Source organism: Pontibacter kalidii, from assembly GCF_026278245.1.
Taxonomy (GTDB): Bacteria; Bacteroidota; Bacteroidia; order Cytophagales; family Hymenobacteraceae; genus Pontibacter; species Pontibacter kalidii.
Genome location: NZ_CP111079.1, coordinates 4,414,727 through 4,439,601 on the forward strand (window position 1 = coordinate 4,414,727; position 24,875 = coordinate 4,439,601).

The 24,875-nt window shown below is 53.8% G+C and carries 21 protein-coding genes; 8 read left to right on the forward strand and 13 right to left on the reverse strand.

Annotated elements, in window-relative coordinates:
- Positions 1 to 85: 85 nt before the first annotated feature.
- From OH144_RS18550 to asnS, 4 genes are all read right to left on the reverse strand, one after another.
- Positions 86 to 1,555, reverse strand: a complete 1,470-nt coding sequence (locus OH144_RS18550; protein ID WP_266203768.1) for a potassium/proton antiporter — start codon at positions 1,553 to 1,555, stop codon at positions 86 to 88.
- A gap of 234 nt (positions 1,556 to 1,789) precedes the next feature.
- A complete protein-coding gene (kynU, locus tag OH144_RS18555) occupies positions 1,790 to 3,070 on the reverse strand; it encodes a kynureninase (protein WP_266203769.1) in 1,281 nt (426 codons plus the stop codon).
- A 189-nt stretch (positions 3,071 to 3,259) separates the two neighbouring features.
- Positions 3,260 to 3,838: an outer membrane beta-barrel protein gene (locus OH144_RS18560; RefSeq protein WP_266203770.1), complete on the reverse strand. Its 579-nt coding sequence runs from the start codon at positions 3,836 to 3,838 to the stop codon at positions 3,260 to 3,262.
- A 114-nt stretch (positions 3,839 to 3,952) separates the two neighbouring features.
- Positions 3,953 to 5,392: an asparagine--tRNA ligase gene (asnS, locus tag OH144_RS18565; protein WP_266203771.1), complete on the reverse strand. Its 1,440-nt coding sequence runs from the start codon at positions 5,390 to 5,392 to the stop codon at positions 3,953 to 3,955.
- 340 nt (positions 5,393 to 5,732) lie between these two features.
- Here asnS and rpoN point away from each other — a divergent pair, with 340 nt between their 5' ends.
- The 4 genes from rpoN (at position 5,733) to OH144_RS18585 (ending at position 10,396) form a co-directional block, all read left to right on the forward strand.
- Positions 5,733 to 7,172: an RNA polymerase factor sigma-54 gene (gene rpoN, locus OH144_RS18570; RefSeq protein WP_266203772.1), complete on the forward strand. Its 1,440-nt coding sequence runs from the start codon at positions 5,733 to 5,735 to the stop codon at positions 7,170 to 7,172.
- A gap of 130 nt (positions 7,173 to 7,302) precedes the next feature.
- The gene (locus OH144_RS18575; RefSeq protein WP_266206359.1) at positions 7,303 to 7,890 is read left to right on the forward strand and encodes a hypothetical protein; all 588 of its coding nucleotides are present in this window, start codon (positions 7,303 to 7,305) and stop codon (positions 7,888 to 7,890) included.
- 757 nt (positions 7,891 to 8,647) lie between these two features.
- Complete coding sequence (locus OH144_RS18580; protein WP_266203773.1) at positions 8,648 to 9,430, forward strand: enoyl-CoA hydratase-related protein; 783 nt, start codon at positions 8,648 to 8,650, stop codon at positions 9,428 to 9,430.
- Positions 9,431 to 9,670: 240 nt separating this feature from the next.
- Complete coding sequence (locus OH144_RS18585) at positions 9,671 to 10,396, forward strand: TapB family protein (protein WP_266203774.1); 726 nt, start codon at positions 9,671 to 9,673, stop codon at positions 10,394 to 10,396.
- Between the two features lie 75 nt (positions 10,397 to 10,471).
- Here the strand turns inward: OH144_RS18585 and OH144_RS18590 are convergent, their stop codons facing one another.
- Positions 10,472 to 11,161, reverse strand: a complete 690-nt coding sequence (locus tag OH144_RS18590; RefSeq protein ID WP_266203775.1) for an ABC transporter ATP-binding protein — start codon at positions 11,159 to 11,161, stop codon at positions 10,472 to 10,474.
- A 230-nt stretch (positions 11,162 to 11,391) separates the two neighbouring features.
- Between OH144_RS18590 and OH144_RS18595 the strand changes: the two genes are divergently transcribed.
- Positions 11,392 to 11,973: a DUF4142 domain-containing protein gene (locus tag OH144_RS18595; protein WP_266203776.1), complete on the forward strand. Its 582-nt coding sequence runs from the start codon at positions 11,392 to 11,394 to the stop codon at positions 11,971 to 11,973.
- A gap of 82 nt (positions 11,974 to 12,055) precedes the next feature.
- On the forward strand, positions 12,056 to 12,628 hold the full coding sequence (locus OH144_RS18600) for a DUF4142 domain-containing protein (RefSeq protein ID WP_266203777.1): 573 nt from the start codon (positions 12,056 to 12,058) through the stop codon (positions 12,626 to 12,628).
- Between the two features lie 76 nt (positions 12,629 to 12,704).
- Here the strand turns inward: OH144_RS18600 and uvrA are convergent, their stop codons facing one another.
- From uvrA to OH144_RS18625, 5 genes are all read right to left on the reverse strand, one after another.
- A complete protein-coding gene (uvrA, locus tag OH144_RS18605; RefSeq protein ID WP_266203778.1) occupies positions 12,705 to 15,611 on the reverse strand; it encodes an excinuclease ABC subunit UvrA in 2,907 nt (968 codons plus the stop codon).
- A gap of 117 nt (positions 15,612 to 15,728) precedes the next feature.
- Positions 15,729 to 16,112 (reverse strand): YidH family protein, encoded by a 384-nt coding sequence (locus tag OH144_RS18610; protein WP_266203779.1) that lies wholly within the window; start codon positions 16,110 to 16,112, stop codon positions 15,729 to 15,731.
- A gap of 54 nt (positions 16,113 to 16,166) precedes the next feature.
- A complete protein-coding gene (locus OH144_RS18615) occupies positions 16,167 to 16,556 on the reverse strand; it encodes a DUF202 domain-containing protein (protein ID WP_266203780.1) in 390 nt (129 codons plus the stop codon).
- A 308-nt stretch (positions 16,557 to 16,864) separates the two neighbouring features.
- Positions 16,865 to 17,728, reverse strand: a complete 864-nt coding sequence (locus OH144_RS18620; protein ID WP_266203781.1) for an LOG family protein — start codon at positions 17,726 to 17,728, stop codon at positions 16,865 to 16,867.
- Between the two features lie 146 nt (positions 17,729 to 17,874).
- Entirely contained in the window at positions 17,875 to 19,122 is a 1,248-nt protein-coding gene (locus OH144_RS18625) for an ABC transporter permease (protein ID WP_266203782.1), read from the reverse strand.
- A 201-nt stretch (positions 19,123 to 19,323) separates the two neighbouring features.
- Between OH144_RS18625 and queA the strand changes: the two genes are divergently transcribed.
- Both queA and OH144_RS18635 read left to right on the forward strand, forming a co-directional pair.
- Positions 19,324 to 20,370: a tRNA preQ1(34) S-adenosylmethionine ribosyltransferase-isomerase QueA gene (gene queA, locus OH144_RS18630; protein WP_266203783.1), complete on the forward strand. Its 1,047-nt coding sequence runs from the start codon at positions 19,324 to 19,326 to the stop codon at positions 20,368 to 20,370.
- A 168-nt stretch (positions 20,371 to 20,538) separates the two neighbouring features.
- A complete protein-coding gene (locus OH144_RS18635) occupies positions 20,539 to 21,216 on the forward strand; it encodes a 2-C-methyl-D-erythritol 4-phosphate cytidylyltransferase (RefSeq protein ID WP_266203784.1) in 678 nt (225 codons plus the stop codon).
- A 992-nt stretch (positions 21,217 to 22,208) separates the two neighbouring features.
- On the opposite strand, the gene OH144_RS18640 is transcribed toward OH144_RS18635, so the two are convergent.
- The 3 genes from OH144_RS18640 to OH144_RS18650 all read right to left on the reverse strand — a co-directional run bounded on the left by OH144_RS18640 (position 22,209) and on the right by OH144_RS18650 (position 24,839).
- Positions 22,209 to 22,889, reverse strand: a complete 681-nt coding sequence (locus tag OH144_RS18640; RefSeq protein ID WP_266203785.1) for an ABC transporter ATP-binding protein — start codon at positions 22,887 to 22,889, stop codon at positions 22,209 to 22,211.
- A gap of 125 nt (positions 22,890 to 23,014) precedes the next feature.
- Positions 23,015 to 23,236, reverse strand: coding sequence for a DUF2795 domain-containing protein (locus tag OH144_RS18645; RefSeq protein ID WP_025608825.1), 222 nt, complete (start codon positions 23,234 to 23,236; stop codon positions 23,015 to 23,017).
- 289 nt (positions 23,237 to 23,525) lie between these two features.
- Positions 23,526 to 24,839: a DUF349 domain-containing protein gene (locus OH144_RS18650; protein ID WP_266203786.1), complete on the reverse strand. Its 1,314-nt coding sequence runs from the start codon at positions 24,837 to 24,839 to the stop codon at positions 23,526 to 23,528.
- Between the last annotated feature and the right edge of the window lie 36 nt (positions 24,840 to 24,875).

The window sequence follows — 24,875 nt, forward strand, 5'->3', positions numbered from 1 at the left end:
CTTTATGAAATCGCTTTGAGACATTTAGCTACAAAAGTAACGCTTTTGGCTTAGAAGTAGGTTGCTGCTGCCAACAAGGCCCGCGTTACTCCACTTCATACCCCAGCAGTTTGTTTACTCTCGTGAGCTCGTCGTCGCGGTCTGTCATCACAAACAAGACATCATTTGTCTCAAGGGTGGTGGCGCCATTAGGCGTCAAGAACTTCCCATTCCTGTTGATAAGGACAATCAACGCCCCCTTTGGAAAGTGCAGGTCGACGAGGTTTTTTCCAACGGCCGGGCTTCTGTCGGGTACCTGGATTTCTGTGAGTTCGTTTTTGATATCGTACTCCATCTCCAGGTCGAACTGGTACTTCTTTTGCCTTTTGTCCTGCTGGCTCAGCTTCAGCCACCTGGCCACAACAGAAAGGGTGGTTCCTTGCAGCAGCACAGAGGTGATCACGATAAAGAACACGATATTGAAAATCATGCCCGACTTCTCCACACCGGCAAGCAGGGGATAGGTGGCGAATACAATCGGCACGGCGCCGCGCAACCCTACCCAGGAGACGTAGAGTTTGTCCCGGATGGAGTTTCGGAAGAAAGCCATGCTCAGGAACACGCTCACCGGCCGCGCCACAAGGATTAGGAATATCGATATCAGCAGGCCAGTGCCTATCAGAGGCACCATGTGCGACGGGAACACCAATAGCCCCAGCGTAAGGAACATCAGGATCTGCATGAGCCAGGCTATGCCATCGTAGAACTTGGTAAGGCTGCGCTTATGGATGAAGTTCCGGTTCCCGAGTATCACGCCCGCTATATACACGGCCAAAAAACCGTTACCATTGATAACATTCGTAAAGGCAAAGGTAAAGATAATCATTGCCATGGTGAGGGCAGGATATAGCCCTTCCTGCTCCAGCTTGATGCGGTTGATTATCCAGGCCATGGCCCTGCCCATTGCCACGCCTGCCATGGCACCAATGCTCATCTGCATGAAAAACATGGGGATAAGCCGCCAGATGCTGGCCTCCTCATTCATGATCAGGAAGGTGAAGCTAACGGTCAGAAAGTACGCCATCGGGTCGTTACTGCCCGACTCCAGCTCCAGTGTAGGCCGAAGGTTGTGCTTAAGGCCAATATTTTTGGAACGAAGGATAGAGAACACCGCCGCCGCATCTGTAGACGACACAATAGAACCCAGCAGCATGCTCTCCAGCAACGTGAAATCAGTGACGTAGTAGACAAAGCCCCCCAGTAACATGGCCGTTACGAGGACCCCCACTGTGGCCAGACCAACCCCACGCCAGAGTACGGGCCTGATGCTCTCCCAGCGGGTGTCCAGGCCGCCGGAGAAAAGTATAAACGTAAGCGCCACGGTGCCCAGCGACTGTGCCGACTGCGGGTCGTTGAAATGTATCTTTCCCAGCCCTTCAGACCCGGCCAGCATCCCTACGCCCAGGAATAGTAATAAAGCAGGAATACCAAACCGTCCTAAGCTCTTGGTGATCAATATGCTCAGGAATAGCAGGATTGATGAAACAAGAAGTATGTCTTCAAAAGTGACGTTCATTAATTGTCTTAAAGCACCACATTAAAATTTCTTACGACAGTTACCTTAACTGCCCCAAAATTCAGCAAACTCACCTGATAGCCTTGCTAGCAGGAGCTTACCTGCTGGCTAAAGATAGCAGGTCGATTTTAATTATCTCGTAAAAACCAATACGCACGCACGATCAAAAATGCTTCGTGCGGGAGCTAGGGTTGAACAGATAGTTCGTTGTTCTGGGGCGAATAACTGGTTTTCTTAGGATTGGCCTTCCAGGCAATCGTGTAAAATCTCAGAGAAGCGGTATACTTCCTCAAAGCTGTTGTAGAGTGGGGTAGGGGCCACGCGGATTACGTTTGGCTCGCGATAATCCACTATGATACCGGCCTCCATCAACTTGTCGAACAACAGGCGGGAGTTCTTTTTTACGAGCAGCGATATCTGGCAGCCCCGGGCCTGCGGGTCGCGCGGTGTGATCATCTCCAGCACCTCCTGGCCCACATGCACATCGTTGATCAGGTACTCCAGGTAACCGGTCAGCTTTTCGCTTTTAGCGCGCAGGGCCTCCATGCCGCCAGCCTCATCCACCAGCGCCAGCGCGGCGCGGTGCACCGCCATCGGCAGGATCTGCGCGTTGCTCAGCTGCCAGCCCGCTGCGCCGGGCATTGGCTTGAAGCCTTTCTGCATTCTAAAGCGCTCCTGCGCATCGTGGCCCCACCAGCCGGCAAACCGTGGAATGCCTGGATCGTTGCCATGGCGCTCGTGCACATATACGCCGGAGGTACCGCCCGGGCCTGAGTTGAGATATTTGTAAGTGCACCACACGGCAAAGTCCACGTCCCAGTTGTGCAGGTGCAGCGGCACGTTGCCGGCGGCATGCGCCAGGTCGAAACCTACGAATGCGCCCACCTCATGGCCCGCTTGGGTGATGGCAGCCATGTCGAACACCTGCCCAGTGTAGTAGTTAATGCCGCCCATCATCACCAGCGCCAGCTCCTCGCCGTGTTGCTTTATACTTGCCAGGATGTCCTCGGTGCGCAGGGTGTGCTCGCCTTCTCTCGGGAAAAGCTCCACAATGGCCTCTCCCGGAGTATAGCCATGGAACTTCACCTGCGTCTCCAGCGCATACTGGTCCGAGGGGAAAGCGCCGCCCTCCGTGATGATCTTGAACCGCTTGCCCTCCGGGCGGTAAAACGACACCAGCATCAGGTGCAGGTTAACAGTCAGCTGGTTCATCACCACCACCTCGCTCTCTTTGGCGCCCACCACACGGGCAGTTGCCGGAGCCAACAGCTCGTGGTAGTTAAACCAAGGCTCCTCACCTTTAAAGTGCCCCTCCACAGCCAGGTTGGCCCACTTATACATTTCGTTGTCGATGTACATCTGCGCCGATTTGGGCTGCAGCCCCAGCGAGTTGCCGCAGAAGTAGATGGCGTCCTGTTTGTTTACCTGCGGAAAATAGAAGCGGTCCCGGAAGTGGAATAAGGGATCCTGGCGGTCTTGCTCCTGTGCAAAGGCAAGCGTATTTTGATAGTTCATGGTGTGCGGTTTATACTGGAGGCTAACGGAGCAGCCTGGTTTATACTTTGTTTTCAGCGTAAGTTACGCATTTGGGGAGGAAAATGCGCAGGGTATAAAGTGAGAGAGAGCTTTGGTGCACCGGCTTTAGCAAATGTACAGCCGGCCTCTTTTTAAATGTTTGCCGCTGCTAAGGGTTGAACCGAAAAGCTATTTTTTACTCACACAGTATCCTACAGACAGCTGAAACACCTGATTCTTGGCCCCAATGATATCCACCAGCCCTATATGGTGGCGCAGGCTGAAAGTGGCTTTGCTTTCATTGCCAAATGAGAGCCCATAGACCAGGCAGTAATCTTTGCCTTCCATTTGTGGGCGGGAATCAATGGCTTCGTACTCGTAACGCTGGTCCAGCAGCAAACCAGCGTAGGCGCCCCCTTGCAGGCTTACATTCGGTGCAACAAAAACTTTTGCCGTAACAGGCACATTAAGGTAATGCAGCAGCAGGTGTCCACGCTCCAGCTCCGCGCCTTGGAACGAATACTGCGCTTCTACCTGGACTCCCACCTTGTCGCTCTGCATGGTCAGATAGTAGATGCCGGCATGGCCGCCTAACTGTGCACCCTGCCAAGGACCATCTTTCAAGGCGATGGTAGTAAGGCTAGGGCCAATTTTAACGCTGGTAAAGCTCTGGTTGGGAGATGGTGCCTGAGGCGCATTCTCCTGTGCAGTGGCAGGGTAGCAAAGTATAAGCATGAGGGCTGCGATAAGGGAGTAGCGTTTGTTCATATTTTTTGTTTTCAGCTAAGTAAAAGCAGAGGTACGTAAACATCAGATGACTGTTTTTCCAACAAAAAAGCCCGGCTAAAGTATAGCCGGGCTCTCCTGTAAGTATAAACTCGCTTAGAACTCTGCGTTCTGCGGCGTGCGTGGGAAAGGGATCACATCGCGGATGTTGCCCATGCCGGTAACAAACTGCACCATGCGCTCAAAGCCGAGGCCAAAGCCTGCGTGCGGGCAGCCCCCGAAGCGGCGGGTATCCAGGTACCACCACAGGTCCTCCTCGTGTATACCCACGCCTTTCATACGCTCCACCAGGATGTCGATGCGCTCCTCACGCTGCGAACCGCCCACGATCTCGCCGATGCCCGGGGCCAGGATGTCCATGGCCGCCACGGTCTTGCCGTCGTCGTTCAGGCGCATGTAGAAAGCCTTGATATCTTTCGGATAATCCGTCACGATCACCGGTTTCTTGAAGTGCTTCTCCACCAGATAGCGCTCGTGCTCGCTCTGCAGGTCCACGCCCCAGTTCACCTCGTACTGGAATTTCTTCTTCTTGTAGTGGTTCGAGTTGACCAGAATGTCGATGGCCTCGGTATAGGTGACGCGCTCAAAATCGTTGTTCACCACAAACTCCAGCTTCTCCAGCAAAGTCATCTCCTGGCGCTCGTGCTGCGGCTTGCTTTTGTCTTCCTCTGCCAGGCGCTGGCCCAGGAACTCGATGTCCTCGCGGTTGTGCTCCAGGGCGTAGCGGATGATGTACTTGATAAACTCCTCGGCCAGGTCGGCGTTCATTTTCAGGTCGTAGAAAGCCATCTCCGGCTCGATCATCCAGAACTCGGCCAGGTGACGCGTGGTGTTGGAGTTCTCGGCGCGGAAAGTTGGTCCGAAGGTATAAATATCGCTGAAGGCCATAGCCGCCAGTTCACCTTCCAACTGCCCGGATACCGTCAGGTTGGTAGCTTTGCCGAAGAAATCTTCCTCATAGTTTACCTGTCCATTTTCGGTAAGCGGTGGGTTGACCGGGTCCAGCGTGGTCACGCGGAACATCTCGCCGGCGCCCTCTGCATCCGAAGCCGTGATAATAGGCGTGTGCATGTACACGAAGCCCTTCTCGTTAAAGAACCTGTGCACGGCAAAAGCCAGGGAGTTGCGCACGCGGAACACAGCCCCGAACGTGTTGGTGCGGAAGCGCAGGTGGGCGATCTCGCGCAAAAATTCCAGCGAGTGCGCCTTCTTCTGCAGCGGGTAGGTTTCCGGATCGGCTTTGCCCACTACTTCTATACTGGTAGCCTGCACTTCAAAGGCCTGGCCTTTGCCCTGCGATGCAACCAACTCGCCCACCACAGAAATAGCAGCACCGGTGGTCACGTCCTTCAGCGCCTCTTCGCTGAATCTCTCAGCGTCGGCTACTACCTGTAAATTATTTATCGTGGAGCCGTCGTTCACGGCGATAAAGCTCAGATACTTGTTCCCGCGCTTCGTGCGCACCCAGCCTTTCAGCAATACCTCTTTGCCTACCTCGGCACCCTTTAGCAGATCTTTAACTTTTGTGCGTTGCATGTGTATGGTTGTTAATACCCTGAAGGTACAGTTAATCCCTTAAAAATATAAACTTAAAATGATGCGGCCTCCCCCTCCCTTAGTTCTTCTGCCTCCGGAGGGCTGCCTATACTTTAACGCAAGGCCTTAGCGTTATCCGGATATGACGGCCGCGGCCACAAACTTTGCGCCAGACAGCTGTCGCGGCCACACCCGTAGAAGCATTGCGCTTAGGCCTTGTTACCTGGGTTTACTCTAAAATCCCCCAAAGTAACGATATTTTAACCTTTTTTGTAAATGCGAGTAAAATTAACCTAAATTTGAAAGTGCGCAGAAGGGCGCGGATTTTTCTTAAAAAACTATGCAGCGACTCGATTTAAGACAACTTTTATCCCAGAAGCTATCGCCGCAGCAGATACAATTTATCAAGCTGCTGCAGATACCTACTGCTGAGTTGGAGATGCGCATTAAAGAGGAGCTGGAGATAAACCCCGCCCTGGAGGAAGGCCGCGAGGAGACCGCCGATGAGTACAGCGACTCCTCGGACGAGTATGAGGAGGATTACGGCAAGGACGATGACATCGACCTGAACGACTACCTGAACGACGACGAGATCAGCGGCTATAAGATGCAGGGCGACCGTGGCGGTGACGAGGAGGACAAGGAAATGCCCATCGCGATGACCTCCACGCTGACCGACTCGCTGCTGGATCAGCTGGGCTTCCTGAGCCTGGACGACAAGCAGTATAACATCGGCATGCAGCTCATTGGCAGCATCGACAGCGACGGCTACATTCGCCGCGACCTGCGCTCTATTGCCAACGACCTGGCTTTTTCCCAGAACATTGAAACCACCGAGGAGGAGATAGAGCAAGTACTGCACCTGATCCAGACCTTCGACCCGGCTGGTATTGCCGCCCGCGACCTGCCCGAGTGCCTGCTGCTGCAGTTGGAGCGCCGCGAACAGGATGCCACCATCATGCTGGCCGAGCGCATCATCCGCCAGGCCTTTGACGAATTCACCAAAAAGCACTACCAGAAGATACAGAGCAAGTTTAACGTGTCGGAGGAGGAGTTGAAAAAGGCCATTGACGTGATTACCAGGCTGAACCCGAAGCCGGGCGGCGCCGGCACCGGTATGACGCGCGTGCAGTATATCATCCCCGACTTTATACTTGCCAACAACAACGGCCAGCTGGAGCTCTCGCTCAACTCCCGCAATGCCCCGGACCTGCGCATCAGCCGCTCCTACGCCGACATGTTCGATGCCTATGACAAGTCGGACAAGAAGGATAAGAAGCTGAAGGAGACGGTAACGTTTGTGAAGCAGAAGCTGGATGCGGCCAAGTGGTTTATCGATGCCATCCGCCAACGCCAGAACACGCTGCTGCGCACCATGGAGGCCATCATCAAGTACCAGCACGGCTTCTTTCTGGAGGGCGACGAGAGCGAGCTGCGCCCGATGATCCTCAAGGATATTGCCGAGGAGATCGGCATGGACATCAGTACCGTGAGCCGTGTGGCCAACAGCAAGGCCGTGCAGACCGAGTTCGGTATCTATCCGCTCAAATATTTCTTCTCAGAGGGCATTGCCACCGACTCCGGCGAGGACGCCAGCAGCCGCGAGGTGAAGCATATCCTTAAGGAGATCATCGAGGGCGAAAACAAGCGCAAGCCACTCTCCGACGAGAAAATAGAGAAGCTCCTGAACGAGAAAGGCTACAACATTGCCCGCCGCACCGTGGCCAAGTATAGGGAGCAACTGAACATTCCGGTGGCCCGCTTACGTAAAGAGCTTTGATTAATTGCTGATTGTTAAATTGTTGATATGCGTAATACGGTCAGGTTGAAGCTTATCACTCTCCAACTCCTAAACTCTTTAACTCTCTAACTTCTCCGTGAATCGTTCGCTCGCGAAAACCTTGTCGGTAGTGCTTCACCCGCTGCTGCTGCCCACGTACCTTTTCGCTGTCATACTTTATTACATGCCCTCGTCTACGCTCACCCTGCCCATGCGCGTGCGCTGGATCGTGCTGGCCATGATTTTCTTCACCACCTTTATCATACCCACGGCAGCGGCCTTTTTCATGGTGCGCCTCGGCTACCTCGACTCCATGGAGATGGACAAGCGGGAGCAGCGTGGCTTTCCGCTGCTGTTCACGGGTATTTGCTACGCTGCCACCTCCTTCCTTTTTTACCGCGAGCCGGTTTATGACGCTATATTCTACTTTGTGATGGGGGTTATCGCGGCGGCCATATTCCTGGCTTTTGCCATTTCGCAGTTCTGGAAGATAAGTGCGCATGGTATAGGGGCGGGCGGTACCCTGGGCTTGCTGGTGGTGCTGCACAAACTGGCGCCCGGGGCCCTGCTCATCTACCCGATCATAGTGGCTGTTTTCCTGTCCGGAGCGGTTATGTCGGCGCGGCTGGCCCTGCAGGCGCACACCCCGGAGGAAGTATACGCCGGCTTCGGCTGCGGCTTTCTGCTGGCGCTGGGAGCCTCACTGGCACTGTATTAAGGATGGCCGTTTCGTCCGCTTGGCTTTACTGGCGCTGATGAAGTACAATTTTATAGTTTCTGTTCATGCCGGCAGAAGTATAAGCCCACCCCTAGCCCCTCCGAGGAGGGGAATTTCACCTCACCCCAACTCTCTCCTAAGAACAGGAGAGGGAGTTTATACTTGCTCCTTTCCCTGTCGTCTTGAGTACTCTTGAGGCGGGAGCCGAAGAGAGCCAGCGTAGCTGTGAGAGATCTATCTGGAATTTCGAACGAAAGACTGTGTGACTAAGGACAAAAGAGACAAAGTATAAAATCACTTCCACTTATACTTGCTCCGTCACTAAAGCAGCAGCTATCGTACTTGTTCCCAGTCTTTCCGTGGGGGTAGGGGCCCTCGAGAAAGAGCGCCTTGTGAGATTCCGGTGCCCTGCAAGGGCATTTCGACCGAAGGGTAGCGAAGGAAGGGAACACAGCGCGATGCGGGAAGACGAGCCCTCCCGGGCTGGAGGGAGCCAAAGTCGGAAATGAAACAACAAAGGTTGTAAGGCTATGGATGAACGGCAGCTAGCAGGTATAGCTTGCCTCAAGTTGAAGGAAGCACGGCTAGAGAAGTATAGCCAAAGTATAAAAGGACACGAGCTACAAGCTCGCGCCAGCGGAAGTATAAATCAGCAAGTATAGCTTACGTAGATGCAGAAGTGCGAAGGGAATACGGCAGCTTGCAGGTCAGGCGGGATTTCCTAACTTTATAATAATCAAAACTAACCCCAACACACATGAACTACGAATGCCTTTTATATGAGGTGCAGGAGGGAATGGCCACCATCACCCTGAACCGACCGGATGTTTTCAATGCCTTTAACGACCAGCAGAGCTACGACCTGCAGGACGCCCTGAAGCAGGTGGCCCGCGACGAGCAGGTGCGCGTGGTGGTGCTGACGGGCGCCGGAAAAGCCTTCTGCTCCGGCCAGGACCTGAAAGCCATCGCCAGTGCCAGCAAGCGCGACCTGTCGGAGTCGCTGGAGAAGCGGTATAACCCCATTATCCGCGCCATGCGCAACCTGCCCAAGCCCATCATCTGCAAACTGAACGGCGTGGCCGCCGGTGCCGGCTGCTCCCTGGCCCTGGCCTGCGACTTGGTGGTGGCAAGCACGGCCGCAAGTATGATCGAGGTATTTGTAAACGTAGGGCTGGTACTGGACTCCGGCTCGTCGTTTTTCCTGCCCCGGGTAGTGGGCTCGCTGAAAGCGTTTGAGCTGAGCACGCTCGGTTCTAAGGTATCGGCTGAGGAGGCGCTGCAACTGGGCATGGTGAACAAGGTGGTGGCCCCGGAGGAGTTGGATGCCGCCGTGGCCGAGCTGGCTGCCCGTTATGCCGCCGGCCCAACCAAAGCCATTGGCCTGATGAAGAAAATGCTCAACAAGTCCTTCAGTTCCTCGCTGGATGAAATGCTGGATTACGAGGCCTACTGCCAGAAAGTAGCCGGTAACTCCGAGGATTACAAAGAGGGCGTCACCGCCTTTAACGAGAAGCGAAAACCGCAGTTCAAGGGGGCATAAGTATAATCAGACAGGTGTCGCGCAGGCCAAAGATGATTGCCTACCGCCTTCAAGGTTGCAAAAAACACCGCATAAAGTATAAAACCATACTTCAGCAGAGCCGGGCCATGGGTCCGGCTCTTTCTGTTTCCACCTCCATAATTTATACTTTGCCATACTTTGTGTAGCCCTGCGGCATCCCCATACGTATACAATATTTATAATTATTTTTATCTGTTTTTAAACTTAAATTTGATACTTATGTTCCGCAAGGCTCTCCTTCCATGGCTGTGTTGCCTGCTGCTGTTACTGGCAGTGCCGTCTCAGGCCCAGACTGACTGCAGTGACTACCAGCTGCTGCGCGAAAACGCAACGTATGAGTTGCTGAGCTACAACCACAAAGACAAGGAAACCGGCCGCATGACCTACAACGTAACGGATTTAAACCGTTCCGGCGATAAGCTGGAGGCCACCATCCACAGCCAGGTGTATGACGAGAAGGGGGAGCTTGCCACAGAAGGGGACTTTAAAATCGGGTGTGAGAACGGGAGCATCTGGATGGACATGAACCCCCTGATGAACCGGCAGAGCCCTATGCAGGGCCAGGGGAATAGCATGGAGATGAGCATGGAGGGGGACAAGATGCTGTATCCGAGCAACCTGCAGGCGGGGCAGAAGCTGGAGGACGGCACCATGACCCTGCAGATGAAGGACGCAGGCAACGGCCAGAGCATGATGACCATGGTGATGAAAGTGACCGACCGCACCGTGGAAGGCAAAGAAAGTATAACGGTGCCTGCGGGCACCTACGACAGCTACAAGATCAGGTACAACACCCAGATGGAGAACCGCGCCATGGGTATGAAGATGCCTGGTATGCGCATCGAAACGGTGGAGTACTACGTGCCGGGAATCGGGATGGTGCGCTCCGAAACTTACCGCAACGGCAAGCTGCAGTCGTATACGGTGCTCAGTAAAATAGAATAACCAAGCTTAGTCCGTCTGTTCATAGCTAAGCGCCGGCCCCTGTTCAGGAGCCGGCGCTTTTGCTTCTGCCAGGCCTTAAAAGGAGTAGCCCACCGAAACGTTCAGCTGCGGCGAGGGCGTTATAAAAATGGCGGAGTTCTGCTCGGCTACCAGCGCATGCCCGATAATGTTCTCCGTCAGCAGCTCATCAGCGCCCTTGGCCAGCGCATACTTCAGGCGGGCGCCCAGTGCCGCAGAAACCTCCACAGTAAGTTTCTCGCCGATGAGGAACTGCCCGCCCAACTGGTAATTCAGCTCGAGCATGTTCTGGTACAGGCGGCCCACGTAACGGCCGTACGTATTGTCCGAGTACTCGAAGGGGCTGTTGAAGGCGCCTTCCTCAAAGGCCATAAACCGGTAGCCGAAAAGTGGACCATGGAAAAAGCCCAGCGGCACGCCGTCATGCTTTTTAGAGGTATAGTAGCGCTGGCTCATACGCACGTGCACGCCGCCCACCTTTACATCGTCAGGTAGAAAGTCATCGCTTTTCAGGTAGCCGCGGTACACATAGCTCAGGCCAAACTCGTTCGAGATCCGTTCGGTGCGCATCTTCTCGTAAGAGAGGTATACCTCCCCGATCTGGAGCGGGTGCAGCTTCAGGATGCGGTCACGGGCAGGGTTTATCAGGCCTACCTCAGTTGTATCCTGGGCAAGGGTGTGGCGCAGTGGCAGCATTGTTAGCAGCACCAGCCAAAGGGTTGCGAAAACATACTTGCTGTTTCTCATGTCATACGTGTTTTGGGTAAGCTTTAGGTGTGGGCAAGAGGGGCGTTTTTTTGTGCTTTACAGCACTTTGTAAAGTAATGTTTCATATTAGCAAAGTCTTGTGTTAACGTCCGGCAAATACAGCAAAATGTACCCTGCAGGTGAATAGGTGTCGCTTCTGATAACTCCGTTGAGTTCGCGGCGTATACAAATTCTGGTAAAAAACTACACTAAACTTAAGATACAGAACTATGAAAAAGATTATTACGACAGGCTTGATAGCCGGCGCCTTCGTGTTTGCCGTGGCCTCCTGCAACCAGCAGGGTGGGGCCGTGGAGGAAGCCCAGGAGGTGAACGAGCAAGTAGCCGAGGACACGCAGATGGAGGATCAAATGACTAATATGTCCGACTTCATGACGAAAGCGGCCAGTGGCGGCATGATGGAAGTGGAGCTGGGTAAAATGGCGCAGGAGAAGGGCCAGCATGCGGATGTGAAAAGCTTTGGCAAAATGATGGTACAAGACCACTCGAAGGCGAACGAGGAGCTTAAGTCGCTGGCACAGAGGAAGAACATTGTGTTGCCCGACAGCATGGGCGAAAAGCACATGGACCATGTGCAGGAGCTGCGGGAGAAGACCGGCGCTGAGTTTGACAGAGCTTACATGGACCTGATGGTGGAAGACCATGAAGAGGACGTGAACATGTTTGAGGATGCCGCTGAAAACCTGGAAGACCCGGATGTGAAGGCGTTTGCCAGCAAAACGGTTCCTACGCTGCGCCAGCACCTCAACCGGGCACAACAGATAGACAGCACACTGCAGCAAAGGCAATAGGCCTGGCTGGAGGTAACTAATTTTATAAAGCATCTGTAAGTCTTATCTTGCAGGTGCTTTATACATTAAACCGAAATCACCCATGAGAAAAAGCATACAACAAGTATTCGTCCTGTTGGCGCTGGCTTTTGCCACCGCCTGCGGCTCCGACGACAGCATCAGACAGGCAGCCGAGCAAAGCGTGGAGCAGTTTAAGGCGGCCGGCGTGCAGGAGGATATGAGGAACGATGCCCTGTTTGCCGCTGAGGCGGCCAGTGCCAGCATGCTGCAGGTGCAGCTGGGCGAGGCAGCCGAAGGCAAGGCCGTAAGCCCGGAGGTGAAGGGGCTGGCGCAGGAGATGGTAACAGCGCACCAGCGCATCCTCAACGACCTGCGCGACATGGCCGGCAGGGGAAACTTTGTGCTCCCTTCCACCTTGGGTGAGAGGCACCATGAAATATACCAGGAGGTAACCGATAAGTCCGGCATCTCCTTCGACCTGGCTTACCTGCGGCGCATCGGCGACCAGAATAAAGAACTGGTGGAGCGTTACGAAGATATGGCCAAGAACGGGCAGGTGATGGAGCTGAAGCAGTATGCCAGCAAGCAGGTGCCACTGCTCCAGCAGCACCAGCAGGTGCTGGAAAGGCTGCAGGACTCATTAGATGACCTATAAAAGTATAAAACCCCGCCGCCAAGATATGGCGGCGGGGTTTTATACTTTTATACTACTTGCTGATGCAGTATAACGCCTAGCTTTTTGGCGCTTCCTCCCCGTTCTCGCGGTAGTGGCTGGTAGCCAGCTCCTCTTTCAGGAACTTGGAAGTATAACCCTCCTTCGCTTTGGCTACTTGTTCCGGCGTGCCGGAGGCCACTATGGTTCCGCCTTTCTCACCGCCCTCCGGGCCGATATCGATGATCCAGTCGGCTATTTTTATCAGGTCCAGGTTGTGCTCGATGATGAGGACAGTATTGCCTTTGTCGGTTAGCTTGTGCAGCACGTCGCTCAGGTGCTCGATGTCCTGGAAGTGAAGGCCGGTAGTTGGCTCGTCCAGGATGTAGAGCGTTTGGCCGGTATCTTTCTTGGATAGCTCCGTGGCCAGCTTCACGCGCTGCGCCTCGCCGCCCGACAGGGTAGTCGCCTGCTGGCCTAAGGTAATGTAGCCCAGGCCCACATCGTTCAGCGTCTGTATCTTGCGGAGGATGCGCGGCTGGCTTTCGAAAAAGTCAACGGCCTGCTCAACGGTCATGTCCAGTACGTCGGTTATACTTTTGCCCTTAAAGCGTACTTCCAGTGTTTCGCGGTTGTAGCGTTTGCCTTTGCATACTTCGCAGGGCACGTATACATCCGGCAGAAAGTTCATCTCAATGGTACGCATGCCGGCTCCCTCGCAGGCCTCGCAACGGCCGCCTTTTACGTTAAACGAGAAGCGGCCCGGCGTATACCCCCTGATCTTGGCCTCCGGCAGCTGTGCAAACAGCGTGCGAATATCAGTGAACACGCCGGTATAGGTGGCAGGGTTAGAGCGCGGCGTACGGCCAATCGGCGACTGGTCCACCTCGATGACCTTGTCCAGGTGCTCGAGGCCCTCTATGCTTTTGTAGGGCAGCGGCTCCCGTTTCGCCCTAAAGAAGTGCGTGTTAAGTATAGGGTACAGCGTGTCGTGTATCAGCGAGGACTTCCCACTGCCCGAAACCCCGGTTACACATATCATTTTGCCCAAGGGCAGCTCCAGCGTCACGTTCTTCAGGTTGTTGCCGGTAGCGCCTTTCAGTTTAAGCATTTGGCCATTACCTTCGCGTTTTTTACGGGGCACTTGTATGCCTCTGCGGTTGCTCAGGAAGTCGGCCGTAAGGGTGCCGGCGTTCATCATCTGCTGGGGCGTGCCGGCCGTTACCACCTGCCCGCCGTGTATGCCTGCGCCCGGTCCGATGTCGACCACGTAATCCGACTGCAGGATCATGTCCTTGTCGTGCTCCACTACAATGATGGAGTTGCCCAGGTCGCGGAGGTCTTGCAGGGCTTTTATCAGGCGCTCATTGTCGCGCTGGTGCAGGCCTATACTGGGTTCATCCATAATGTAGAGCACACCCACCAGCTGCGTGCCGATCTGCGTGGCCAGGCGGATGCGCTGGCTCTCGCCCCCCGACAGCGTTTTTACCGGGCGGTGCAGGCTCAGGTAATCCAGGCCCACGTCCAGCAAAAAGCCGATGCGCTTGCGGATCTCTTTCAGGAGTTCTTTGGCGATGACGTTCTGGCGCTCGCTCAGCCTGTCTTCCAGGCCATTAAACCAGGCAGCCAGCTTGGTAATATCTAAAACGGATAATTCGCCAATGTTCTTACCATCAATCTTAAAGTGAAGCGATTCCTTTTTGAGCCTGTGGCCGTTGCACTCGGGGCAGGTGTTGGTCTGCGTAAAGTCCTCTACCCAGCTTCGGATGTTATCGGAATCGGACTCCATCTGGTTTTTGAGGAAGTTGATGATGCCCTCAAACTCCACCGTGTAGTTGCCTTTCTTGGTGTTCACTTCCAGGTCCTCCTCCAGGCCATAGAGCAGCACCTGCAGCACCTCCTCCGGCAAATCCTTTATCGGCGTAGCCACCGACACCTTAAAGTGCTTGAACAGGGCCTCGATCTGCTTAAAGATCCAGATGTCGCGGTACTCACCCAGCGGGGCAATGCCTCCGCGGCGGATGCTTAGATCTTTGTCCGGAATAACGGATTCTTCGGTGATCTCCTGTATCTCGCCCAAACCGTTACAAACCGGGCAGGCGCCGTAAGGCGAGTTAAACGAGAAGGAATTCGGTGCAGGGTCGTCGTAGGCAATGCCGGTGGCCGGATCCATGAGGTGGCGTGAGAAGAAGTGCGTCTTGTCGGCATCGGCGTCAAGTATAAGAATAGTGCCTTTGCCATGCGTCAGGGCGTTCTGTACCGAGCTCGATAGGCGGAAACGGTCCTCCTCCTTCACCACGATCTTGTCGATCACGATCTCGATGTCGTGGATCTTGTAGCGGTCTACCTGCATTTTCGGCGTTATCTCCAGCAGTTCACCATCCACGCGGGCACGGATAAAGCCCATCTTCCGGATCTGCTGGAAAAGCTCGCGGTAATGGCCCTTACGCCCCTTTACCACCGGCGCCAGCACCACAATGCGCTTGCCATCGAAGTGCTCCAGGATGTGGCTCACGATCTGGTCATCGCTCTGGCGTACCATTTTATCGCCGGTTACATAGCTGAACGCCTCTGCGGTACGCGCCCAGAGCAAACGCATAAAGTCATAGATCTCGGTGATGGTGCCTACGGTGGAGCGCGGGTTGCGGCTCGTGGTTTTCTGCTCGATAGAGATCACCGGCGAGAGCCCCTCGATCTTATCCACGTTCGGGCGCTCCAGGCCACCCATAAACGAGCGGGCGTAGGCCGAGAAGGTTTCCATGTAACGGCGCTGCCCTTCGGCGTAGATCGTATCGAAAGCCAGCGAAGACTTACCCGAGCCGCTGATGCCGGTAAACACCACCAGCTTGTAGCGTGGCAGCTTTATGGAAATGTTCTTGAGGTTATGTTCGCGGGCACCATATACTTCGATCTGCTGCGCTTCCCCGTTCTGAGGGAAAGCAGTGGCGGTGCCGGTTGTAGTTTCTTGCGCTTGGTTAAAAGCCATTCAGGAATGCTTGATTTTAAATAGCAAAGGTACAAAATTATCAGCGCTTTACCGTTGCGAAGCACCAACCTATCTTAACAGAAATAAGCAGGAATAGGTTTAGGCCCAGGCTATACTTTAGTCGGTGTTGCCATAGCGGGAGGCCTCCTTCTCATGCAGCTCGGCATGCAGGTGGCTGGTGTGGGCGTAGTCCTGGCGCTGCCGGCGGATGAGCTTTTGCTTTTGCAGGTACCTGTAGAAGCTATAAAGGGCCAGCGCCACCCCAGCGGGCAGCAACATGATCCCGATAGCCACCAGGTATACATGCTGGGAGAGTTTGATAGCAGCAAAGCCGCCTCCGATAAGGGCGATAGCGGTGCGCAGGTAGGCCATCAGGGTACGCTCGTTGGCAAAGATGGTGCGCTGAAGGGCCATTTGGTCGCGTACCTCTGCGTTTTTCCTCTCCTGGTGCTTCAGCTTTTTCTTCAGCTTCTTTATCTCCTCCTGCTCCGAAGTCGACATAGTTTAGTTTTTTGCAAAGTATACGGAGATGGCAGGACAGGGTATGAGAGGCGGCTACGGCAGGCTGTCTGCACCATCCTCTCTATACTTGCTGGTGTGGACCCGCTCGTGCTCGTGACTGGTAGGGGAGTAGTCCTGGTGGTGCCCCTCAATAAGTTTTTGCTTGTGCCTGAACCTGATAAAACTATAAATCGCCAGGATAATACCGATAGGGATAAGGATAATGCCGATGATTTCGAGGTACAGATCATCTGAGAACTTTATCGCGGCAAAGCCACCGATAGAAACTGTCATGGCGGTGCGCAGGTAGGCCATCAGGGTGCGCTCGTTAGCGAAAATGGTGCGTTGTGTTGCCATCTGGTCGCGTACTTCCGCATTCTTCTTCTCCTGTACCTTTAGCTTCTTTTTCAGCTTCTTAATCTTCTCTTTATCAGGGCTCAGCATGTTTTTATATACGAGTGCAGCCTGTGGGGTGTGTTGGTTGGGGTTGGAAAATTATGTGGGAGGACGTATTCGGCGTCCGTTGATAAACTATTTGCTTAGGCAAGGGGATACGACACTGCAAGAAAGTATAGCTTGTTTGTTGCAGTAACAGGGGACCTACCTGGTAAGCCTGGCGGAGTAATCTTGGAGCCATTAGGTGCGGGAGAAGCACAGTGCAACAGAGAAGGATGATCTAAACCGCACGCACTAAACGCGAGAAGCCCGATGCGTTTGCAGCGGGCTTCTCTGTAAGTATAAGTATGGTTTCCTTAAAAGTTCGGAGACAGCAGGTACTTGCTGTAGAAGTCGTCGATGATCTTCACGGCCTCCGAGGGGTCGTCCACGATGTGCACCAGGTCCAGGTCTTCTGGACTGATGTTGCTTTCCATCTTCAGCATCACGTTTTCGACCCACTCCATTAAACCGCCCCAGTATTCGCGGCCCACCAGCACAATCGGGAAGGCGCCGATCTTCTTCGTTTGGATGAGCGTGATCGCCTCAAACAGTTCGTCCAGCGTACCAAAGCCGCCCGGCAACACCACAAAGCCCTGCGCATACTTCACGAACATCACCTTGCGCACAAAAAAGTAGTCGAAGTTGATGAGCTTATCAGAGTCGATGTAGATGTTGTTGAACTGCTCGAACGGCAGGTGGATGTTCAGGCCCACTGACTTGCCGCCCTCGGAGTGCGCGCCTTTGTTGCCGGCCTCCATAATGCCCGGGCCGCCGCCCGTAATCACCCCATAGCCGTGGCGCACCAGCTTGGCGGCAATCTCCTCGGCCATGATATAATACTTATTGTCTGGCTTGGTGCGGGCTGATCCGAATACGGACACACACGGTCCGATCTTGGCCAGCTTCTCGAAGCCATCCACAAACTCGGCCATCACTTTAAATATCTGCCAGGAGTCTGCAATCTTGATCTCGTTCCAATCCTTATCTACAAAGGCTGTGCGGATTTTAATGTCCTCAGCAGAGGCTGGAGCCGCGGTAGACTGGCCACTTTCGCGCAGGTCTGTTACCGACCTTGCTTTATTCTCGTTAACATCCGGTTTCAGAATCGTTTGGCCGCTGCCAGAGTGCAGTGCCTCGTCATTCAGTTTGGTTTTGCTCGTTTTTCTAAGCTTTGTCATAATTCTTTCTCGTCTTCTTCTGCGGAGGCTTTCGCCTGCTGTGCCCACAGGCTGGGGCACGCTTCATCACATAATTATAAAATCAAGCCTGGCCCGCTGCCCCTGTGCAGGAGGGGAGCATCAGCGCCAAACGTGTAAAGGTATCTTTATTTCGACCGGATTGCTATTACAGGGTCTAGGTTTGAGGCCAGCACAGCCGGTATGATGCCCGAAAGCATGCCGATAACGGCCGATACGCCGAGGCCAAGTATAATGTTGCCTACCGAGAGCGTGACCTTCATCATATCCTGGGGGATGAGCGTGAGCAGGAACACCAGCATAATGCCTATTCCGCCGCCCAGAAGGCTCAGGAACACAGCCTCGAAGAGGAACTGGAAAAGTATAAAAAAGTTTTTGGCGCCCAGTGCTTTTTGGATGCCGATGATGTTGGTGCGCTCCTTTACCGATACAAACATGATGTTGGCAATGCCAAAGCCCCCCACAAGTATGGAAAACCCGCCGATGACCCATCCCGCCAGGCCCACGACACTGAAGAAACCGCCGATGGCCTCCTGTATCATCTCCGGCCGGTTCATGGCAAAGCTATCCTCATCGCGGGGGCGCAGGCCCCGTATGTTGCGCATGATGCCGCGCGCTTCATACTCCAGCTCCAGCAGGCCCGGGTCGTTGTCGCGGCCTTTCAGGGCAATGGTGGACCCCAGGCCGTTTGGCCCCACATCATACATCTTGGAGAAGGTGCTGTAGGGCACCATGCCCATCTGGTCCATGTTCGGCATCCCGAAGATGTTCTCTCCCTGCTTTTCGATTACCCCGATCACGGAGAACTTCTGCCCGGACACCTTCAGCGTCTGCCCGATCGGGCTGCCGAAGGGGAAGAGCGTGGTGGCGATCTCGTCGCCGATGATGATCACGTTGCGGGCGGCCTCCGCCTCCTGCGGGGTAAAGTAACGGCCGTCTACAATCGGCACTTCGCTTACGCTGGGATAGTCGTAGGAGATGCCCATCAGGTTTCCGTTGGAGTAGCTGTTGTTGCCCTGCTTAAAGGTATTGCCGCCCTTACTAGAGGATATGGCTACGCCGCTGCTGGTGGTGATGCGGCGCTCCAGCAGGCGAAACTCCCGCTCCGTGGGCTCCGGCCGCTGAAAGTACTTCCACCACGGATAGCTGCCCCCGGTAGACCAGGGCCACTTCTCCACATAGATTACCTTATCGCCGATAAAACTCATGCTGTCGCGCACATTGCGCTCCAGGGAGTCCACCAGCGTGAACACGGAGATGATGGCAAAGATACCGATGGTAACCCCCAGCAGCGACAGGATCGTGCGCAGGAGGTTGGCGCGCAAGGCCTGCCACGCAAAGCGGAAGCTTTCTGCTATCAGGCGGAGGTAGATCATAGTGTTCTTCTTAGATTGGGTAAAACAGTAGCAAGTAATTTTCTTAAAAGTAAGAATAATTCAGGCAAACTGAGTAAATTTGCGGTTCGATTTTTTGTTTTTTAGTTAGCGGTTGATTATGAACCTCAGCAGGAGGCGCTGCTGTTGTGTAACCGGAGATACCCCACAAGTATAAGAACCAAATACCGTAATATTTGCTATATGAAATTATCCGAATTTAAATTTGAGCTTCCTGAAAGCTACCTTGCCACCCACCCTTCCGAAAACCGAGACGAGTCCCGCATGATGGTGATCCACCGCGACACCGGCAAAATCGAGCACCGCGTTTTTAAAGACATCCTGGAGTATTTTGACGAGGGTGACGTGATGGTGGTGAATGACACCAAGGTGTTTCCGGCGCGCCTGTACGGCAACAAGGAGAAAACAGGGGCTAAGATCGAAGTATTCCTGCTGCGCGAACTCAACAAAGACATCCACCTGTGGGATGTGCTGGTAGACCCGGCCCGCAAGATCCGCGTAGGCAACAAGCTCTACTTCGGCGACAGCGACCTGGTGGCCGAGGTAATTGATAATACCACGTCCCGCGGCCGTACCATCAAGTTCCTGTTCGACGGCCCGGACGAGGAGTTCTACAAAACCATTAACGATCTGGGCGAAACACCGCTTCCGAAGTATATCAAGCGTGAGGCGGAGCCTGAGGACCGTGAGCGCTACCAGACCGTATATGCCAAGAACGTAGGTGCCGTGGCTGCCCCAACCGCAGGCCTGCACTTCACTAAAGAGGTGATGAAGCGCCTGGAGATCAAAGGTGTGGACGTGGAGCCGATCACGCTGCATGTAGGACTGGGTACTTTCCGTCCGGTGGATGTGGAAGACCTGACCAAGCACAAGATGGACTCTGAGAACTTTATGGTGCCTGCCACCACCGCCGAGCGCGTAAACAAGGCGCTGGACAGCAAGAAGCGCGTTTGCGCCATCGGAACTACCACCATGCGTGCCCTGGAGTCCTCGGTATCGGCCAACAGCCGCCTGAAAGCCAACGAAGGCTGGACAGACCGTTTCATCTTCCCTCCCTACGATTTTAAGATCGCCAACAGCCTGCTTACCAACTTTCATATGCCGGAAAGCACCCTATTGATGATGGCAGCTGCTTTCGGCGGGTATGACCTGGTGATGAAGGCGTACGAGGAGGCTATAAAGGAGAACTACCGCTTCTTCAGCTACGGCGACGTGATGCTGATCCTGTAAGTATAAATTGATTGCAAAAGTATAAAGTATAAAGCCCCGGCCTGCAAAGCCGGGGCTTTATACTTTATATCAAGATGCTTAGAGATTTGAAACGTTTTTCGTATTTCATCTCTACAACTCCTAAACTCTCTAACTCCCAAACTCAAAACAACTCTTTAACTTTGCCCTATGGCACAAACCCCGGAATACGCGATTATAGTGGCTGGCGGCAGCGGCAGCCGCATGCAGCACGACCTGCCGAAGCAGTTTATCCAGGTAGCCGGTAAGCCAATCCTGATGCACACGATAGAACGCTTCTACAAGTATAATCCTGCCGTTAGGATAGTTGTGGTGCTGCCGCAGGAGCAACTCAACACCTGGCGCAGCCTCTGCCAGAAGCACGACTTCAGGCTGTTCCACATGACGGTGCCGGGCGGCGCCACGCGTTTCGGCTCGGTAAAAAACGGGCTGGACGCGGTGATGGGAGACGGTCTGGTGGCAGTGCATGATGGCGTGCGCCCTTTTGTGGAGGTAGAGACGATACAAAAGGCTTACGAGGCCGCTGCAAAGTATGGGAGCGCTGTGGTAGCCGTGCCGCCCAAAGACTCTATCCGGGAGCTGACGGAGGAGGGAAGCCATGCCGTGCCGCGCGCAAAGTATAAACTGGTGCAGACGCCGCAGGTTTTCCAGGCAAGTATACTTCGTAAGGCCTATGAGCAGCCGGAGCAGGAGCATTTTACGGACGATGCCTCCGTGGTGGAAAGTACAGGTGAAAGTATAACTTTAGTGGAAGGCAGCTACCGCAACATCAAAATCACCACGCCCGAGGACCTTATACTTGCCGAGGCTTTTGCAAAGCAGGGTTAGGGAGTAAAGGTATAGGCCAGGCTGCTGCTGGCTTCCGGAACAGCCGGTTTAGCATACTATATCCGGCCCTCCTTGGCTAAGGAGGGGATTTACACTTACTGCTTCTTCTGCCATCATACCAGCTATAGCCGTTCTTCTCTTTGGTCATCCTGAAAGGATCCTGGTGGAAAGGAGATGAAGCTGCGGCTACAAAGTATAAATTGCATCGTCGCTGGTATAGCACGGTCAGGTCGAGACCTGTCCCTACACAAGTATAAACCCACCCCCGGCCCCTCCGAGGAGGGGAATTTGTTCCGGCTCATGCTGTCGTAAACGTACTAAGCCGCGTTCTGCAGTACTGGTCCAACCACCCCTGCCCCTCCTTGTCTAAGGAGGGGAGCTTTGTTTCTGCTCCGTCAGCCATGGCTATCGAGCTGATATCCAGTCCTTGGGTTGAGCGCCTTGTAGATTTCCGGTTTCGCTTCAGCGAAATTGCGGAGACCGCAGGTCAAGCAAAGGAAATGTACACCGCGCGATGCCCGAGGACGAGGCCTCCCGGGCTTGAGAGCAGAAAGTATACTATGGAACGAGCTGGTTGTAAAGCCGTGGATGAATGGCAGCTAGCAAGTATAGCTTGACCCCTGTCGCAAAAAGAGGCGGCTAAAAGAGGCACAAGCGGACGCTGGCGCCAGGGAAGTATAGCAGCAAGTATAAACTGAAGTATAAAAGTATAGCCTAAGTATAAGTATGGTTTTTCAAGCCAGTCGGGTTACAAACCCGACATCATAGTAGGCACGGGTTGCAAACCCGCGCCAGCGATAGGTATGAAGTATAAACCAGCAAGTATAAAAGTACAGCTCAAGTATAAAGTATGGCTTTGCAAGCCAGTAGAGTTGCAAACCTGACACCATAAGTAGGACCAAGTCTGGAGACTTGCGCCAGAGAGCGGGAAGTATAAAGTATAGCAGGTGTAAAAGTATAACTCAAGTATAACTGCCCAGGCCGATAGGCTCCTACACCACCGGCTGCCGCCCCGCCTCCAGAAAAGCCTGGTTTTCCTGCACTGTCTCCGGCGTGATCGGCTCCAGCCTAGGGTTAGGTTTGGAGAGGTTGAGCAGGAAGCCCTGCATGTTGGTGAGGTTCTGCAGGTCGTGGGTGATGCAGAGGATGGTTTTGCGCCGCTCGTCTACCCAGTTCTGCAGCAGTCCGAACACCTGGTGCTTATAGTATACATCCAGCTGCTGCGTGGGCTCATCCAGCAGGTTAATGCCGGCATCCTGCAGCATGAGTTGCCCCAGCCACACCAGCTGCTGCTCGCCGCCGGAGAGGGTGGTAAAATCATGGTCTATCAGGTGGGAGAGTTGCAGCTGCGCCAGCACCTGGGCGGCCAACGCATAGTCTTCCGAAGTATAGTTCTCAAAAAAGCGCTTCTTGCGGAACAGGCCCATCACCACCAGGTCGTGTACTTTAATAGGAAAGTTAACGGCGTTTTTCTGGGGAAGATACGCCAGCAGGCCCTTGCCCGACGGGTTGGAGAGGTGGCGCAGGTCTTGGTTTTGCACCAGCAGCTGCCCCTGGTAGGCTATCTTGCCCTGGAAGGCACGGAAGAGCGTGGTCTTGCCGGCGCCATTATGGCCGATGATGGTAACAAAGGCAGGGGAGGGTACAGAAAAAGAAAGGTTGCGGATCAGCACACGTTGGCCATAACCCGCAACCAGATTTTTTGCTTCGACGATGTTTTGCAATGAGTAATGATGAATGACTAATGAATATTTACCTCAGGGACAATTACTCATTATTCATTAGTAATTACTAATTATTAATACTCGTCCTCGTTAAACATGAAATCCTCTTTGGTAGGATAGTCAGGCCAGATTTCTTCGATGTTCTCGTAAGGCTGTCCGTCATCCTCCAGGGCCTGCAGGTTCTCTACAACCTCCATCGGGGCACCAGAGCGGATGGAAAAGTCGATCAGCTCATCTTTTGTGGCTGGCCAGGGTGCATCCTCCAGGTATGAAGCTAATTCAAGTGTCCAGTACATAGTATTTTCTCCTTTAACTTATTGGCGTTTGTGAATTGTTCGCAAAAGTATAAATAAAAACAAGAACAAAAATTTTAGCGAAAAATTTATTGCTTTTTTGTATGTTTTTAACAACACAACGCAAATAAAACACAAATGTTCAAAAAGTGAGGAATAAATTTAAGGCGCGGCTGTTGCCTAATAACACAGGCCGTATACAGGGTGGCAGGGGCAATCGCACAAAAGACAAAAAGCGCCTGTTGCCACCGCAGCAGGCGCTTTTTGGAAGTATAACTTTCGGAGCCGTGGCTTAGCGTGATATGGCGCTCAGCTGGCTCTGGAACATCTCGATCAGGGCGGTTTTGGTGCCGATCTTGCGGTTGAAGTTACGGATCTTTCCCTTCAGCATGTTGCGGAAAGCCTCGTTGCTAGGGGAGTCGTTCAGCTTGTCCAGGTTCGTCTCCAGCACTTCCAGCTCGCTTTTATCTGATTTGATGAAGTCCCGGAGGGCGTTGATGCGGGCCAGCAGGCCATCAGTCTCCGAATACTCCTCGTTGCTGGCCTGCTGGCGCTTGCGGATGTAGTGCTCCAGGCTGCTCATCTCGAACACGCGGTCGCAGGCCTTGATGAAGCGCTCCCAGATAGCGTCCGATACGTCGGGGCGCACCGGGCCAACCTTTTTCCACTCGGCCTGCAGCTCCTTGGCGCGCTTCACGGCCTCGTTCAGGCTCATGTCCTGCAACAGCTGCTCGGCCTCCACGGCCAACTCCTGCTTGCGCTCGAAGTTCTGCTCGTAAAACTGGTCCCTGGAGGCGTTTTTCTCCTTCTGTATCTTGCGCTTCAGGCGCTCAAAAAAGTGGTTGTGCGCCTTCCTGAAGTTGTTCCAGAGGTTGGTCATGGTCTTGCGCGGCAGGTTGCCGCCCACCTCTTTCCACTCGTTCTGCAGTTGCTTCAGCTTAGCGGTCGTCTCCTCCCACTCCTCCGAGTTTGCCAGATGGTATGATTGGTTGATCAGGTCTCTGTATCGTTCGTAAGCGCGGTTCTGCATGCGCTTCTTATCCTCGAAGAAGTTCTTCTTGCGCTCAAAGAAGTTCTCCACGGCATTGCGGAAACGCTCCTCTATCTCGTCGGTCAGCTCTTTCTCCACCGGACCGGTCTTGATCCAGGCCGTGCGCAGGTCTTTGAGCTTCTCGGTCGCCTCTTTCCAGTCAATGCTTTCGCTATGGGCCTCCGCCTCCTGTATCAGGCTAACCTTAATACTCAGGTTCTTCTCGCGGTTCTGCTTGATGGTCTCGTTTATCTCCTCTTCAGCCGTGGTCAGGGTATGGTAGATCTGCTCGAAATCGCCGAGGGCATCGTAGCTGCCCACCTGCTCTTTCATGTGCAGCACTTTCATCAGGAAAGAGCCTTTGTTGTCGGAGGCTTCGATGCGTTGCAGCAGGTTATTCACCTTGTCGCGGAACATCTCGAAACGCTTGGCAAAATACACCAGCGAGTCGTCCTCAGACTCTTTCACTTCGCCTACCTGCCGTGCAGGGTAGTTCATAAAGGGCTTAAGCCATACTTGCTGGTCCTGGGTAAAACCAAACTTCTTGGCTTCTTCCAATAGGTTGTTGTGTTCCATTTTACTGGATTGGGTTTTGCGTCGTACGTAATTATT

Bases quoted from the DNA above. Each gene is read 5' to 3' on its own strand.
- OH144_RS18645 (WP_025608825.1), bottom strand. From the start codon at position 23,236: ATGTACTGGACACTTGAATTAGCTTCATACCTGGAGGATGCACCCTGG.
- queA (WP_266203783.1), top strand. From the start codon at position 19,324: ATGAAATTATCCGAATTTAAATTTGAGCTTCCTGAAAGCTACCTTGCC.
- OH144_RS18610 (WP_266203779.1), bottom strand. From the start codon at position 16,112: ATGTCGACTTCGGAGCAGGAGGAGATAAAGAAGCTGAAGAAAAAGCTG.
- OH144_RS18620 (WP_266203781.1), bottom strand. From the start codon at position 17,728: ATGACAAAGCTTAGAAAAACGAGCAAAACCAAACTGAATGACGAGGCA.
- OH144_RS18550 (WP_266203768.1), bottom strand. From the start codon at position 1,555: ATGAACGTCACTTTTGAAGACATACTTCTTGTTTCATCAATCCTGCTA.
- OH144_RS18650 (WP_266203786.1), bottom strand. From the start codon at position 24,839: ATGGAACACAACAACCTATTGGAAGAAGCCAAGAAGTTTGGTTTTACC.
- OH144_RS18635 (WP_266203784.1), top strand. From the start codon at position 20,539: ATGGCACAAACCCCGGAATACGCGATTATAGTGGCTGGCGGCAGCGGC.
- OH144_RS18615 (WP_266203780.1), bottom strand. From the start codon at position 16,556: ATGCTGAGCCCTGATAAAGAGAAGATTAAGAAGCTGAAAAAGAAGCTA.
- OH144_RS18595 (WP_266203776.1), top strand. From the start codon at position 11,392: ATGAAAAAGATTATTACGACAGGCTTGATAGCCGGCGCCTTCGTGTTT.
- OH144_RS18625 (WP_266203782.1), bottom strand. From the start codon at position 19,122: ATGATCTACCTCCGCCTGATAGCAGAAAGCTTCCGCTTTGCGTGGCAG.
- kynU (WP_266203769.1), bottom strand. From the start codon at position 3,070: ATGAACTATCAAAATACGCTTGCCTTTGCACAGGAGCAAGACCGCCAG.
- OH144_RS18585 (WP_266203774.1), top strand. From the start codon at position 9,671: ATGTTCCGCAAGGCTCTCCTTCCATGGCTGTGTTGCCTGCTGCTGTTA.
- asnS (WP_266203771.1), bottom strand. From the start codon at position 5,392: ATGCAACGCACAAAAGTTAAAGATCTGCTAAAGGGTGCCGAGGTAGGC.
- OH144_RS18580 (WP_266203773.1), top strand. From the start codon at position 8,648: ATGAACTACGAATGCCTTTTATATGAGGTGCAGGAGGGAATGGCCACC.
- OH144_RS18600 (WP_266203777.1), top strand. From the start codon at position 12,056: ATGAGAAAAAGCATACAACAAGTATTCGTCCTGTTGGCGCTGGCTTTT.
- uvrA (WP_266203778.1), bottom strand. From the start codon at position 15,611: ATGGCTTTTAACCAAGCGCAAGAAACTACAACCGGCACCGCCACTGCT.
- rpoN (WP_266203772.1), top strand. From the start codon at position 5,733: ATGCAGCGACTCGATTTAAGACAACTTTTATCCCAGAAGCTATCGCCG.
- OH144_RS18560 (WP_266203770.1), bottom strand. From the start codon at position 3,838: ATGAACAAACGCTACTCCCTTATCGCAGCCCTCATGCTTATACTTTGC.
- OH144_RS18590 (WP_266203775.1), bottom strand. From the start codon at position 11,161: ATGAGAAACAGCAAGTATGTTTTCGCAACCCTTTGGCTGGTGCTGCTA.